This is a genomic window from Escherichia coli DSM 30083 = JCM 1649 = ATCC 11775, assembly GCF_003697165.2.
GTDB lineage: Bacteria > Pseudomonadota > Gammaproteobacteria > Enterobacterales > Enterobacteriaceae > Escherichia > Escherichia coli.
Genome location: NZ_CP033092.2, coordinates 14,441 through 28,186 on the forward strand (window position 1 = coordinate 14,441; position 13,746 = coordinate 28,186).

Sequence of the window (13,746 nt, forward strand, 5' to 3'; positions counted from 1 at the left end):
CAGGACCGCGCCATGAAACAGATAACCTTTGCTCCTCGTAATCACCTGCTCACCAATACCAATACCTGGACGCCCGACAGCCAGTGGCTGGTGTTTGACGTGCGGCCTTCTGGGGCGTCGTTTACCGGCGAGACCATTGAGCGTGTGAATATCCATACCGGCGAGGTCGAGGTTATCTATCGCGCGTCACAGGGCGCATACGTCGGCGTGGTGACCGTTCATCCGAAGTCAGAGAAGTATGTCTTCATCCACGGCCCGGAAAATCCTGATGAAACATGGTATTACGACTTTCATCATCGGCGCGGAGTGATTGTTGAAAGCGGCAAGGTGAGCAATCTCGATGCAATGGATATTACCGCGCCATATACGCCAGGAGCGCTACGTGGCGGCAGCCATGTACATGTCTTTAGCCCGAACGGTGAAAGGGTGAGCTTTACCTACAACGACCATGTAATGCATGAACTCGATCCGGCGCTGGATTTGCGAAACGTCGGTGTTGCTGCACCGTTTGGCCCGGTCAACGTACAAAAGCAGCATCCGCGTGAATACAGCGGTAGCCACTGGTGCGTGCTGGTAAGTAAAACCACGCCCACGCCACAGCCTGGCAGTGATGAAATCAATCGTGCTTATGAAGAAGGATGGGTAGGAAATCACGCGCTGGCGTTTATTGGCGACACACTTTCGCCAAAGGGCGAGAAAGTGCCGGAGCTGTTTATTGTCGAGTTGCCGAAAGATGAAGCTGGCTGGAAAGCGGCAGGTGATGTGCCGTTAAGTGGAACGGAAACAACCCTGCCTGCGCCACCGCGTGGTGTCGTGCAGCGACGTTTAACCTTTACGCACCATCGTATTTACCCGGGCCTGGTTAACATTCCGCGCCACTGGGTGCGTTGTAATCCTCAAGGAACACAAATTGCGTTTTTAATGCGTGATGATAACGGCATTGTGCAACTGTGGCTTATCTCGCCACAGGGCGGTGAACCACGCCAGTTAACCCATAATAAAACGGATATTCAGTCTGCATTTAACTGGCATCCATCAGGCGAATGGCTGGGATTTGTGCTGGATAATCGGATTGCTTGTGCCCATGCGCAAAGCGGCGAGGTTGAGTATTTAACCGAAAACCACGCCAATCCACCTTCTGCGGACGCCGTGGTTTTCTCGCCGGATGGTCAATGGTTGGCGTGGATGGAGGACGGTCAGTTGTGGATCACCGAAACTGACCGCTAGCTCTCAGTTTGCAGGCATTTTGGCGGGGGGAATGACGTTATTGGTTTCTTGCGCGTTGGCTTCGCTTTTTTCAACGCGCGAGCGCACTGAGCTGTCTTTGCGGAACACATCCCACGGTAGTAATATTGTGTCCAGTACTGCGGTAAATGGCATGTCGAGTATCGCCAGCGATTTTGTGCCCCAGTTGGTTTCATCGTCGCCAATCATGGTTGCGCTGGCGCGGGTGCCAGGATACGTTCCTTCTTTCCCCCCGGTATGGGACATCACGCTGGAGCATCCTCCGAGTAATGTCATTCCGCTGCATATCATGAACGCTAACAACACATTTCTTATCATAATAAATTCATCTGTTGATCGTGGGTGTTGGCCTGATGAGTTATAGCGATCCCTTGCTGAAAATAACATCATCATTACGTCGCACTGTGGCGGCTATCGCACTTTAACGTTTCGTGCTGCCCCCTCAGTCTATGCAATAGACCATAAACTGCAAAAAAAAGTCCGCTGATAAGGCTTGAAAAGTTCATTTCCAGACCCATTTTTACATCGTAGCCGATGAGGACGCGCCTGATGGGTGTTCTGGCTACCTGACCTGTCCATTGTGGAAGGTCTTAGATTCTCGCTGATTTCAGGAGCTATTGATTATGCGTAACTTTGATTTATCCCCGCTTTACCGTTCTGCTATTGGATTTGACCGTTTGTTTAACCACTTAGAAAACAACCAGAGCCAGAGTAATGGCGGCTACCCTCCGTATAACGTTGAACTGGTAGACGAAAACCATTATCGCATTGCTATCGCTGTGGCTGGTTTTGCTGAGAGCGAACTGGAAATTACCGCCCAGGATAATCTGCTGGTGGTGAAAGGTGCTCACGCCGACGAACAAAAAGAGCGCACCTATCTGTACCAGGGCATCGCTGAACGCAACTTTGAACGTAAATTCCAGTTAGCTGAGAACATTCATGTTCGTGGTGCTAACCTGGTGAATGGTCTGCTGTATATCGATCTCGAACGCGTGATTCCGGAAGCGAAAAAACCGCGCCGTATCGAAATCAACTAATTCCCTAAGGCCGCCTGGCGCGGTCTGACATTTTCATGCTCGCCGTCAGGGAGCATATGCGAATCTTCGGATTTGCAGGTACTTACTCGCTTCTTAGAAGGAGAAATGACTATGCGTAACTTCGATTTATCCCCACTGATGCGTCAATGGATCGGTTTTGACAAACTGGCCAACGCACTGCAAAACGCCGGTGAAAGCCAGAGCTTCCCGCCGTACAACATTGAGAAAAGCGACGATAACCACTACCGCATTACCCTTGCGCTGGCAGGTTTCCGTCAGGAAGATTTAGAGATTCAACTGGAAGGTACGCGCCTGAGCGTAAAAGGCACGCCAGAGCAGCCAAAAGAAGAGAAAAAATGGCTGCATCAAGGGCTTATGAATCAGCCTTTTAGCCTGAGCTTTACGCTGGCTGAAAATATGGAAGTCTCTGGCGCAACCTTCGTAAACGGTTTACTGCATATTGATTTAATTCGTAATGAGCCTGAACCCATCGCAGCGCAGCGTATCGCTATCAGCGAACGTCCCGCGTTAAATAGCTAACTAGCTATTCTCTTTGCCCCGCCATTCTGGTGGGGCTTTTTTTTGTCTTTTTTCTTCAGCAATGCGTTAAATTTCGCCTGTTTAAGATATTTCGGCACGTTCTTTCCCGTGATAATGTGCGCTATAAGGCAAATCTGCTTCACCGATTCAGCCATAATCCGTAGCAATTAAAATGTTATTTCAAGAGAAATGGACGATGAGTGATATAGCATTAACGGTCAGTATTCTGGCTTTGGTGGCGGTCGTCGGGTTGTTTATCGGCAACGTCAAGTTTCGCGGTGTTGGATTGGGCATTGGCGGCGTGCTGTTCGGTGGGATCATCGTCGGCCATTTTGTTTCTCAGGCGGGGATGACATTAAGTAGCGATATGCTGCATGTTATTCAGGAGTTTGGCCTGATCCTGTTCGTTTATACCATCGGGATTCAGGTAGGGCCGGGCTTCTTTGCCTCATTGCGCGTCTCCGGATTACGCCTCAACCTGTTTGCTGTTCTGATCGTCATCATCGGTGGTCTGGTTACCGCCATCCTGCATAAACTGTTTGATATTCCACTGCCGGTAGTGCTGGGGATTTTTTCCGGCGCGGTCACCAATACGCCAGCGCTGGGGGCAGGGCAGCAGATCTTGCGCGACCTGGGGACACCGATGGCGATGGTCGATCAAATGGGGATGAGCTATGCGATGGCGTATCCATTTGGGATTTGCGGCATTTTGTTCACTATGTGGATGCTGCGGGTTATTTTCCGCGTCAATGTTGAGACTGAGGCCCAGCAGCACGAGTCCACGCGAACCAACGGCGGTGCGCTAATCAGGACGATTAACATCCGAGTTGAGAATCCTAATTTGCATAATTTAGCCATTAAAGATGTGCCGATTCTCAATGGCGATAAAGTTATTTGCTCACGATTGAAACGAGAAGAAACCCTAAAAGTGCCTTCGCCAGAAACCGTTATTCAACTGGGCGATTTGCTGCATCTGGTGGGGCAGCCTGCGGATTTACATAATGCGCAACTGGTGATTGGTCAGGAGGTCGATACCTCGCTGTCTACGAAAGGCACTGATTTGCGCGTCGCGCGTGTGGTGGTCACCAATGAAAACGTGCTCGGTAAACGTATTCGCGACCTGCACTTTAAAGAACGCTATGACGTTGTTATCTCGCGCCTGAACCGTGCTGGTGTTGAATTAGTTGCAAGTAGCGATATCAGCCTGCAGTTCGGCGATATCCTCAACCTGGTGGGGCGTCCGTCCGCAATTGATGCCGTTGCCAATGTGCTGGGGAATGCGCAGCAAAAACTGCAACAGGTTCAGATGCTGCCAGTGTTTATTGGTATCGGGCTTGGCGTATTGTTAGGTTCTATTCCCGTCTTTGTGCCTGGGTTCCCGGCGGCGTTGAAACTCGGGCTGGCGGGCGGTCCGCTGATTATGGCGTTGATCCTCGGGCGTATCGGCAGTATCGGCAAGCTGTACTGGTTTATGCCACCAAGCGCTAACCTGGCGCTACGCGAGTTAGGCATTGTGCTCTTTCTCTCGGTGGTTGGCCTGAAATCCGGCGGCGATTTTATCCATACACTGGTGGATGGCGAAGGGCTAAGCTGGATTGGTTATGGTGCCCTGATCACCGCCGTTCCGCTGATTACTGTTGGCATTCTGGCGCGGATGTTAGCCAAAATGAATTACCTGACCATGTGCGGGATGCTGGCAGGTTCCATGACCGATCCTCCGGCGCTGGCGTTTGCTAATAATCTTCATCCAACCAGCGGTGCGGCGGCGCTCTCTTACGCCACTGTCTATCCGTTAGTGATGTTCCTGCGCATTATCACACCCCAATTACTGGCGGTGCTCTTCTGGAGTATCGGTTAACTCTTTTCCCGGTGGAGTCGCCGTAAATGGTACTCCGCCTGGTATTTCTGAACATCATCGAGTCATTTACACACTCGCCATTCTGGTTATTACCTGTCCGTATTCTTCAGCACAGCTGACGGCGCATAACCAAATTTATGCTTAAAGGCTTTGCTGAAATGAAAGGAGTCGAAGAAGTTGAGCGTATCAGCGACTTCGCCAACCGAGTTCCCTTGTTGCTTTAATAGCGATAGCGCCAGATCCAGACGCGCATCGAGGTAATATTCTTTCGGCGTCTTGCCGGTATAGCGTAAAAACAGACGACGCAACCAGGCCTCGCTACAGGGGATCGTGGCAGCCATATCAGCTACGCTCCAGCGTTGTTGTAGATTGGCATGTAAAGTGGCAATTAATTTTTCAATTTGCCGCCGTTGTGGATCTTTTTTACCGACTGTGTGCATAAGACAAATCCACTGATAAATAATTTTCGTCAGAAAAGCGACTGCCAGATTATTTTTTATTGCTTCTGGTGAAGTAATTAACTCAGCAACTTCGGTGAGTTCCTGATTATAAACTTCGCCATTATAAATAACGCTTTGCTGACCGACGGGAATATCCATCATACTGGTGGGGGTAAATTCCATCCAGTACTGTTCCCAGACCAAACCTTCACAGTGATAAGAGTGAATATCCATTGGCTTTAAAAATATAATACAGTTGCCATGCAGAGTTATTTGTTCGTCATTCTTTAAAAGAATTTTCCCACATCCTTGTACGGTATACACCGCAACCCATGAGTTGGCGATAAGCGGTTTCTTCTTGTCCCGCGGCCAGATCACCCGATAATGCTCGTCGGCGTAGGTATGCCAGAGCGATATCAGAGAAATTCCGCTGGAGATCACATTTTCGTTAATCAATAAGGGAATATTGTACGGAGTTTCGTTTTTTACATCCGAACTTTGCAATTTTCCATTCATTTTAATATCCCTCCGGCGAATTATGCTCACAACCTGAACTTAACAGAAAACAATCCGTTCAGGGATACGACGTTTGTATTTTAAGAATCTGACTGCCTGACCCGACGCATTTTACCTCTCCCTATATTCATGCGTCCGGGACATAAACATAAATAAGGGCTATGAGATGAATTCGTTACAAATCTTGAGTTTTGTCGGTTTTACGCTGCTGGTAGCGGTCATCACCTGGTGGAAGGTCCGTAAAACAGATACCGGATCGCAACAAGGCTATTTTCTTGCCGGACGTTCACTAAAAGCGCCGGTTATTGCCGCTTCGTTAATGCTAACCAACCTTTCCACGGAGCAACTGGTCGGCCTTTCCGGGCAGGCCTACAAAAGTGGCATGTCGGTGATGGGCTGGGAAGTCACCTCTGCAGTGACGCTGATCTTCCTCGCGCTAATCTTTTTACCGCGCTATCTGAAGCGCGGCATTGCCACCATCCCCGATTTTCTGGAGGAACGTTATGATAAAACGACGCGTATTATCATCGACTTCTGCTTCCTCATTGCCACCGGCGTCTGCTTTCTGCCGATTGTTCTCTATTCCGGCGCGTTGGCGCTCAACAGCCTGTTTCATGTGGGTGAGTCGCTACAACTTTCCGATGGTGCGGCTATCTGGTTACTGGTGATTTTGCTTGGTCTGGCGGGAATTTTGTATGCGGTGATCGGCGGACTGCGCGCAATGGCAGTGGCGGACTCCATTAACGGTATTGGGCTGGTTATTGGCGGGTTGATGGTGCCGGTATTTGGCCTGATCGCGATGGGCAAGGGCAGCTTTATGCAGGGCATTGAGCAACTCACCACCGTTCACGCCGAGAAATTAAACTCAGTCGGCGGCCCGACCGATCCCTTGCCGATTGGCGCGGCATTTACCGGTTTGATTCTGGTGAACACCTTTTACTGGTGTACAAATCAGGGCATCGTGCAACGCACGCTGGCGTCAAAAAGCCTGGCGGAAGGGCAAAAGGGGGCGCTGTTAACGGCGGTGCTGAAAATGCTCGACCCGCTGGTACTGGTGCTGCCAGGGTTGATTGCGTTTCATCTGTATCAGGATTTACCGAAAGCCGACATGGCCTACCCGACGCTGGTCAATAACGTTCTGCCGGTGCCACTGGTGGGCTTCTTCGGTGCGGTGTTATGTGGTGCGGTGATCAGTACCTTCAACGGCTTTCTGAATAGCGCCAGTACGTTATTCAGTATGGGTATTTACCGGCGCATCATTAACCAGAATGCCGAGCCGCAACAGCTGGTCACCGTCGGGCGCAAATTTGGTTTCTTTATCGCCGTCGTTTCGGTGATGGTCGCGCCGTGGATCGCCAACGCGCCGCAGGGGCTGTATAGCTGGATGAAACAGCTCAACGGTATTTACAACGTGCCGCTGGTTACCATCATCATTATGGGCTTTTTCTTCCCGCGCATTCCGGCGCTGGCGGCAAAAGTGGCGATGGGGATTGGCATAATCAGCTACATCACCATCAACTATCTGGTGAAGTTCGACTTCCATTTCCTCTATGTGCTGGCCTGTACGTTCTGCATCAACGTGGTCGTGATGCTGGTGATCGGTTTTATCAAACCGCGCGCCACGCCGTTCACCTTCAAAGATGCGTTTGCGGTGGACATGAAACCGTGGAAAAACGTCAAGATTGCGTCAATTGGTATCCTGTTCGCGATGATTGGCGTCTATGCCGGGCTGGCTGAATTCGGTGGCTACGGTACGCACTGGTTAGCGATGATCAGTTATTTCATCGCCGCCGTAGTGATTGTCTACCTGATTTTTGACAGCTGGCGGCATCGTCACGACCCAGCCGTCACCTTTACTCCCGATGCGAAGGATAGCCTATGAAACGCCCCAATTTTCTGTTCATCATGACCGATACCCAGGCCACCAATATGGTCGGTTGCTATAGCGGTAAGCCGCTGAATACGCAAAATATTGATAGTCTGGCGGCAGAAGGTATTCGCTTTAATTCTGCCTACACCTGTTCACCGGTTTGTACACCTGCACGGGCCGGACTATTCACCGGTATCTACGCTAACCAGTCCGGCCCGTGGACCAACAACGTCGCGCCGGGCAAAAACATTTCCACCATGGGGCGCTACTTTAAGGATGCGGGCTATCACACCTGCTACATCGGCAAATGGCATCTCGATGGACATGACTATTTCGGCACTGGCGAGTGTCCGCCGGAGTGGGACGCTGATTACTGGTTCGATGGCGCGAACTATCTTAGTGAACTGACGGAGAAAGAGATTAGCCTGTGGCGCAATGGCCTAAACAGCGTTGAGGATTTACAGGCGAACCATATTGACGAAACCTTCACCTGGGCGCACCGCATCAGCAATCGGGCGGTGGATTTTCTGCAACAGCCCGCGCGCGCCGACGAACCTTTCCTGATGGTGATTTCGTATGATGAGCCGCATCACCCGTTCACCTGTCCGGTGGAGTATTTAGAGAAATACACTGATTTTTACTACGAACTGGGTGAGAAAGCAGAGGATGACCTGGCGAACAAACCGGAACATCACCGCTTATGGGCGCAGGCGATGCCATCGCCAGTCGGTGATGACGGGCTTTATCACCATCCGCTCTATTTTGCCTGCAATGACTTTGTTGATGACCAAATCGGACGGGTCATCAACGCCTTAACGCCAGAGCAACGTGAAAATACGTGGGTTATTTATACCTCCGATCACGGCGAAATGATGGGCGCACATAAGCTGATCAGTAAAGGAGCGGCGATGTATGACGACATCACCCGCATTCCGCTGATCATCCGTTCGCCGCAAGGGGAGCGGCGACAGGTCGATACGCCAGTCAGTCATATTGACTTACTGCCGACAATGATGGCGCTGGCAGATATTGAAAAACCAGAGATTCTGCCGGGGGAAATATCCTTGCCGTAAAAGAACCACGTGGCGTGTTGGTGGAATTTAATCGCTACGAGATTGAGCATGACAGCTTTGGCGGTTTTATTCCGGTGCGTTGCTGGGTAACGGATGACTTTAAACTGGTGCTCAACCTCTTCACCAGTGATGAACTTTACGATCGCCGTAATGACCCAAATGAAATGCATAACCTGATCGATGATATCCATTTTGCCGACGTTCGCAGCAAAATGCATGACGCCTTATTGGATTACATGGACAAAATTCGCGATCCGTTCCGCAGTTATCAATGGAACCTGCGTCCGTGGCGCAAAGATGCACAACCGCGCTGGATGGGGGCGTTTCGTCCACGCCCACAGGATGGTTATTCTCCAGTGGTACGCGACTATGACACCGGTTTACCGACACAAGGGGTGAAGGTGGAAGAGAAAAAACAGAAGTTCTGATGCATTATTGCTGTTCCTGGCCTAATTTTTCGGCGAGGAACAGTTTACAAGGAGCAACAATGAAAATTTCCCGCCTCGGAGAAGCGCCCGATTACCGCTTCTCGCTGGCTAATGAGCGTACTTTTCTGGCGTGGATCCGTACTGCACTAGGATTTCTGGCGGCGGGGGTTGGGCTTGATCAACTTGCGCCAGATTTCGCCACGCCCGTCATCCGCGAACTGCTGGCGTTGTTGTTGTGTCTGTTTTCCGGCGGGTTAGCGATGTATGGCTACTTGCGCTGGTTACGCAATGAAAAAGCGATGCGCCTGAAAGAGGACCTGCCCTATACCAACAGCTTATTAATCATCAGTTTAATATTGATGGTCGTGGCAGTGATCGTCATGGGACTGGTGTTGTATGCCGGATAGCCGCAAAGCCAGACGCATTGCCGACCCAGGGCTGCAGCCGGAACGCACATCACTGGCGTGGTTTCGTACTATGCTGGGCTACGGCGCGTTGATGGCGTTGGCTGTCAAACACAACTGGCACCAGGCGGGCATGTTATTCTGGATTTCGATTGGCATCCTCGCCATCGTGGCGCTGATCCTCTGGCACTACACCCGTAATCGCAATTTAATGGATGTCACGAATAGCGATTTTTCCCAATTTCACGTAGTCCGTGACAAATTTTTGATCTCCCTCGCGGTGTTATCTCTCGCAATACTGTTTGCTGTAACGCATATACATCAACTTATCGTATTTATTGAGAGAGTCGCATGACAGGAAGTCAGGTCATTGATGCTGAAGAGGACAGGCATAAACTGGTTGTAGAGTATAAGGATGCTCTGCAACCTGCCGATTTTTATCACAATTTCAAACAGCTGGGCATCCGCTCAGTACAGCTTATTCCCCATCTTGAATTTGATGACCGGGGCGATCTGACGGCCGCTTCGGTGACAGCAGAGCTGTGGGGGAAATTTTTAATTGCCCTGTTCGAGTGTTGGGTGCGGGCAGATATCAGTCGTATTTCGATTGAACTTTTTGACACCACCTTACAAAAATGGTGTGGCAGCGAAAAGTCGCAACCGCGCCGTGACTGCCAGGCGTGCGACTGGCATCGGCTGTGCCCGCACGCTCGGGAAGATAAACCAGACAACGTGCTTTGTGCGGGCTATCAGGCGTTTTATTCTTACTCCGCGCCGCATATGCGGGTGATGCGTGATCTGATAAAGCAGCATCGTTCTCCCATGGAGCTGATGACGATGCTGCGGTGACGTGAGCTTAAACAGGCTGCCCCTGATGCGACATCCGCGTCGCCAGCGGTAGCCAGCACAGCACGATCAACAATCCCATTAAGGTCATCAACAATCCCAGGCTGCCCTGACCGGTTTGCGGCAACATCGCAGAGAGCGACGCCAGCACGCCGGAACCAATGTTTTGCAGACCGCCGACCAGCGCGCCAGCGGTGCCCGCCAGGAAGGGGAACGGCTCCATCGCGCCGCTGGTAGCCAGTGGAAACAGCATCCCGGCACCGAAAAAGAACAGCGCGGCGGGAATGAGCAGCGTCCAGACATTCATCACGCCAAACCAGTCGGGGATCCACATCAGCAAGCCAGCCAGCAGGCAACAGATAACCGACTGCCACATCAACGTTGAGAAGCGTTTATTGGGACGTCCGGCAAACCATGCGCCAAAAAATGCCGCCGGAATCGGCAGAATAAACAAAATACTGACCGTCATACTGCTCAGCCCTAACACCGCGCCCATCAGCACGCCGGAGCAGGCTTCAAAGGCGGCAATCCCGGCCAGACCGCCAATCAGCATCAGCAAATAACAGTTAAAACCGCTGTTACCGAAAAGCGTTTTATAACTGGTAAGCAGGCGCGTGCGCGGTGCGTCGACCGGACGCGTTTCCGGCATCCAGCGGGCCATACTGAAAGTCACACCGGCACAAAGTACCAACAAAAAGAGATAACAGGCGCGCCAGTTCCACATCGTATCCAGCAGACCGCCGATTAGTGGTGCGAGCAGTGGACTGACAAGAATCCCCATGTTTAACAGGCTGTTAGCGTGGCGCAACTGTGTCCGTTCATATAAATCGCGCGGCAAAGTACGCGCCATTACGCCGCCAACGCCGGTGCCCATCCCCTGCATCGCGCTGGCGGCAATCAATACCATCAAACTGGAGGTCGTGACCGCGACCAGCGTTGCCAGCATAAAAATGGACATTCCGACGAGGATCACCGGTCGGCGACCCACGCGATCGGAAATTGGGCCATAAAACAGCTGTGAGACACCGTAAGTCAGCAGATAAGCGCCCATTACGCTCTGCACCGCCCCTTCACGGACATTGAGATCGCGCGCCATATCGGCAATAGCTGGAATATAAATGGTTTGCGCCATCTGACCGACGGCCACGAGTAATACCAACATCAATAACAAATTGACGTTTCTATGCCTTTTCATTATCACGGATGCTTTTATAAAAATAATTAGAATAAGTCACTACGCATTCCCATAAATGCGGGAGAGGAATCTATCACATTGATGAATGTTAGCCAGATATACGCCAGGAATGGGGAATTGTTTAGCGGCAGAATATGTAAACAAAAGCGGCAATAAATGTTGCCGGAAACAGTGATGGTGCGGTTGGTAGGGTAAGGTGTTTACGCTGTATTCGACATGAATAAGGCGCACTCTGTCAACAATCTGACCGTCTTTCAGGTGATGATGCTTTATTGCCTGAGTTTCAGTTCAAAATGTGATCTGCCACGTATTTTTATCCGGAAGAAAAATTTTCCATTGTCTCCCCTGTAAAGCTGTGCTTGTATAAATATTGTTAAACACAAAACCAACAAGGTCCCCAATGACTACTTCCATGTTCAACGCAAAACTACTACCAACTGCGCCATCCGCCGCAGTGGTCGTCGTGCGTGTGGTGGTGGTCGTCGGCAATGCGCCGTAGGGACTGGAACAACACACGATTCCAAAACCCCGCCGGCGCAAACCGGGCGGGGTTTTTCGTTTAAGCTCCTCCCGGAAAGTCGGCCCAGAAGAAAAGGACTGGAGCATGGCAAGTTCGGGCACAACATCGACGCGTAAGCGCTTTACCGGCGCAGAATTTATCGTTCATTTCCTGGAACAGCAGGGCATTAAGATTGTGACGGGTATTCCGGGCGGTTCTATCCTGCCTGTTTACGATGCCTTAAGCCAAAGCACGCAAATCCGCCATATTCTGGCTCGCCATGAACAGGGCGCGGGGTTTATCGCTCAGGGAATGGCGCGCACCGACGGTAAACCGGCGGTCTGTATGGCCTGTAGTGGACCGGGTGCGACTAACCTGGTGACCGCCATTGCCGATGCGAGGCTGGACTCCATCCCGCTGATTTGCATCACTGGTCAGGTTCCCGCCTCGATGATCGGCACCGACGCCTTCCAGGAAGTCGACACCTACGGCATCTCTATCCCCATCACCAAACACAACTATCTGGTCAGACATATCGAAGAACTCCCGCAGGTCATGAGCGATGCCTTCCGTATTGCGCAATCAGGCCGCCCTGGCCCGGTGTGGATAGACATTCCTAAGGATGTGCAAACGGCAGTTTTTGAGATTGAAACACAGCCCGCTATGGCAGAAAAAGCCGCCGCACCCGCCTTTAGCGAAGAAAGTATTCGTGACGCGGCGGCGATGATTAACGCCGCCAAACACCCGGTGCTTTATCTGGGTGGTGGTGTGATCAACGCGCCTGCGCGAGTGCGTGAACTGGCGGAGAAAGCACAACTGCCTACCACCATGACTTTAATGGCGCTGGGTATGTTGCCAAAAGCGCATCCGCTGTCGCTGGGTATGCTGGGGATGCACGGTGTGCGCAGCACCAACTATATTTTGCAGGAGGCGGATCTGCTGATTGTACTCGGTGCGCGTTTTGATGACCGGGCGATTGGCAAAACCGAGCAGTTCTGTCCGAATGCCAAAATTATTCATGTCGATATCGACCGCGCAGAGCTGGGCAAAATCAAGCAACCGCATGTGGCAATTCAGGCGGATGTTGATGACGTGCTGGCGCAGTTGATCCCGCTGGTGGAAGCGCAACCGCGTGCAGAGTGGCACCAGTTGGTGGCGGATTTGCAGCGTGAATTCCCGTGTCCAATCCCGAAAGCGTGCGATCCATTAAGCCATTACGGCCTGATCAACGCCGTTGCCGCCTGTGTCGATGACAATGCGATTATCACCACCGACGTGGGTCAGCATCAGATGTGGACCGCGCAAGCCTATCCGCTCAATCGCCCACGCCAGTGGCTGACCTCCGGCGGGCTGGGCACGATGGGTTTTGGCCTGCCTGCGGCGATTGGCGCGGCGCTGGCGAACCCGGACCGCAAAGTGTTGTGCTTCTCCGGCGACGGCAGCCTGATGATGAATATTCAGGAGATGGCGACCGCCAGTGAAAATCAGCTGGATGTTAAAATCATTTTGATGAACAACGAAGCGCTGGGGCTGGTGCATCAGCAACAGAGTCTGTTCTACAAGCAGGGCGTTTTTGCCGCTACCTATCCGGGCAAAATCAACTTTATGCAGATTGCCGCCGGATTCGGCCTCGAAACCTGTGATTTGAATAACGAAGCCGATCCGCAGGCTGCATTGCAGGAAATCATCAATCGCCCTGGCCCGGCGCTGATCCATGTGCGCATTGATGCCGAAGAAAAAGTGTACCCGATGGTGCCGCCAGGTGCGGCGAATACTGAAATGGTGGGGGAATAAG

General features: G+C 51.7%; 14 protein-coding genes, 1 pseudogene and 1 other annotated feature. Of the genes and pseudogenes, 12 read left to right on the forward strand and 3 right to left on the reverse strand.

Going from position 1 to position 13,746, the window contains the following annotated elements; all coding sequences use genetic code 11:
- Positions 1–12: 12 nt before the first annotated feature.
- The gene (yidR, locus tag EAS44_RS00870) at positions 13–1,227 is read left to right on the forward strand and encodes a DUF3748 domain-containing protein (RefSeq protein ID WP_001351208.1); all 1,215 of its coding nucleotides are present in this window, start codon (positions 13–15) and stop codon (positions 1,225–1,227) included.
- A gap of 3 nt (positions 1,228–1,230) precedes the next feature.
- On the opposite strand, the gene yidQ is transcribed toward yidR, so the two are convergent.
- Entirely contained in the window at positions 1,231–1,563 is a 333-nt protein-coding gene (gene yidQ, locus EAS44_RS00875; protein ID WP_001332265.1) for a YceK/YidQ family lipoprotein, read from the reverse strand.
- A gap of 239 nt (positions 1,564–1,802) precedes the next feature.
- Positions 1,803–1,875, forward strand: a sequence feature (ROSE (Repression Of Heat Shock gene Expression) occurs in the 5'-region of heat shock genes and acts as an RNA thermometer to modulate expression.).
- On the opposite strand from yidQ, the gene ibpA reads away from it, so the two are divergent.
- The 3 genes from ibpA (at position 1,869) to yidE (ending at position 4,680) form a co-directional block, all read left to right on the forward strand.
- The gene (gene ibpA / locus EAS44_RS00880; RefSeq protein WP_001243437.1) at positions 1,869–2,282 is read left to right on the forward strand and encodes a small heat shock chaperone IbpA; all 414 of its coding nucleotides are present in this window, start codon (positions 1,869–1,871) and stop codon (positions 2,280–2,282) included. (Overlaps the previous feature by 7 nt.)
- Before the next feature lie 111 nt (positions 2,283–2,393).
- A complete protein-coding gene (gene ibpB / locus EAS44_RS00885) occupies positions 2,394–2,822 on the forward strand; it encodes a small heat shock chaperone IbpB (protein WP_001243431.1) in 429 nt (142 codons plus the stop codon).
- 196 nt (positions 2,823–3,018) lie between these two features.
- Entirely contained in the window at positions 3,019–4,680 is a 1,662-nt protein-coding gene (gene yidE / locus EAS44_RS00890; protein ID WP_001279773.1) for a putative transporter, read from the forward strand.
- A gap of 89 nt (positions 4,681–4,769) precedes the next feature.
- Here yidE and yidL read toward each other — a convergent pair whose 3' ends face one another.
- Complete coding sequence (gene yidL / locus EAS44_RS00895; RefSeq protein ID WP_001332266.1) at positions 4,770–5,636, reverse strand: AraC family transcriptional regulator; 867 nt, start codon at positions 5,634–5,636, stop codon at positions 4,770–4,772.
- Between the two features lie 166 nt (positions 5,637–5,802).
- On the opposite strand from yidL, the gene yidK reads away from it, so the two are divergent.
- From yidK to yidF, 5 genes and pseudogenes are all read left to right on the forward strand, one after another.
- Positions 5,803–7,518, forward strand: coding sequence for a solute:sodium symporter family transporter (gene yidK, locus EAS44_RS00900; protein ID WP_001087167.1), 1,716 nt, complete (start codon positions 5,803–5,805; stop codon positions 7,516–7,518).
- Positions 7,515–9,007: pseudogene (gene yidJ / locus EAS44_RS00905) on the forward strand (sulfatase-like hydrolase/transferase). Before yidK ends, yidJ begins: the two are co-directional and overlap by 4 nt.
- A 59-nt stretch (positions 9,008–9,066) precedes the next feature.
- Positions 9,067–9,414 carry a YidH family protein gene (yidH, locus tag EAS44_RS00910; RefSeq protein WP_000703959.1) on the forward strand — a complete coding sequence of 116 codons (348 nt, stop codon included), beginning with the start codon at positions 9,067–9,069 and terminating at the stop codon, positions 9,412–9,414.
- Positions 9,404–9,766, forward strand: a complete 363-nt coding sequence (gene yidG, locus EAS44_RS00915; RefSeq protein WP_001113443.1) for a DUF202 domain-containing protein — start codon at positions 9,404–9,406, stop codon at positions 9,764–9,766. The genes yidH and yidG overlap by 11 nt, the downstream gene beginning before the upstream one ends.
- Positions 9,763–10,260 (forward strand): radical SAM protein, encoded by a 498-nt coding sequence (gene yidF / locus EAS44_RS00920; RefSeq protein ID WP_000148034.1) that lies wholly within the window; start codon positions 9,763–9,765, stop codon positions 10,258–10,260. The genes yidG and yidF overlap by 4 nt, the downstream gene beginning before the upstream one ends.
- Positions 10,261–10,267: 7 nt before the next feature.
- Here the strand turns inward: yidF and emrD are convergent, their stop codons facing one another.
- Positions 10,268–11,452, reverse strand: coding sequence for a multidrug efflux MFS transporter EmrD (emrD, locus tag EAS44_RS00925; RefSeq protein ID WP_001332269.1), 1,185 nt, complete (start codon positions 11,450–11,452; stop codon positions 10,268–10,270).
- An 81-nt stretch (positions 11,453–11,533) separates the two neighbouring features.
- Between emrD and ysdE the strand changes: the two genes are divergently transcribed.
- The 3 genes from ysdE to ilvB all read left to right on the forward strand — a co-directional run bounded on the left by ysdE (position 11,534) and on the right by ilvB (position 13,745).
- Positions 11,534–11,608: a protein YsdE gene (ysdE, locus tag EAS44_RS25300; RefSeq protein ID WP_211180519.1), complete on the forward strand. Its 75-nt coding sequence runs from the start codon at positions 11,534–11,536 to the stop codon at positions 11,606–11,608.
- Between the two features lie 244 nt (positions 11,609–11,852).
- Entirely contained in the window at positions 11,853–11,951 is a 99-nt protein-coding gene (ivbL, locus tag EAS44_RS00930; protein ID WP_001312198.1) for an ilvB operon leader peptide IvbL, read from the forward strand.
- Between the two features lie 105 nt (positions 11,952–12,056).
- Positions 12,057–13,745 (forward strand): acetolactate synthase large subunit, encoded by a 1,689-nt coding sequence (gene ilvB, locus EAS44_RS00935; protein WP_000168473.1) that lies wholly within the window; start codon positions 12,057–12,059, stop codon positions 13,743–13,745.
- Position 13,746 lies beyond the last annotated feature (1 nt).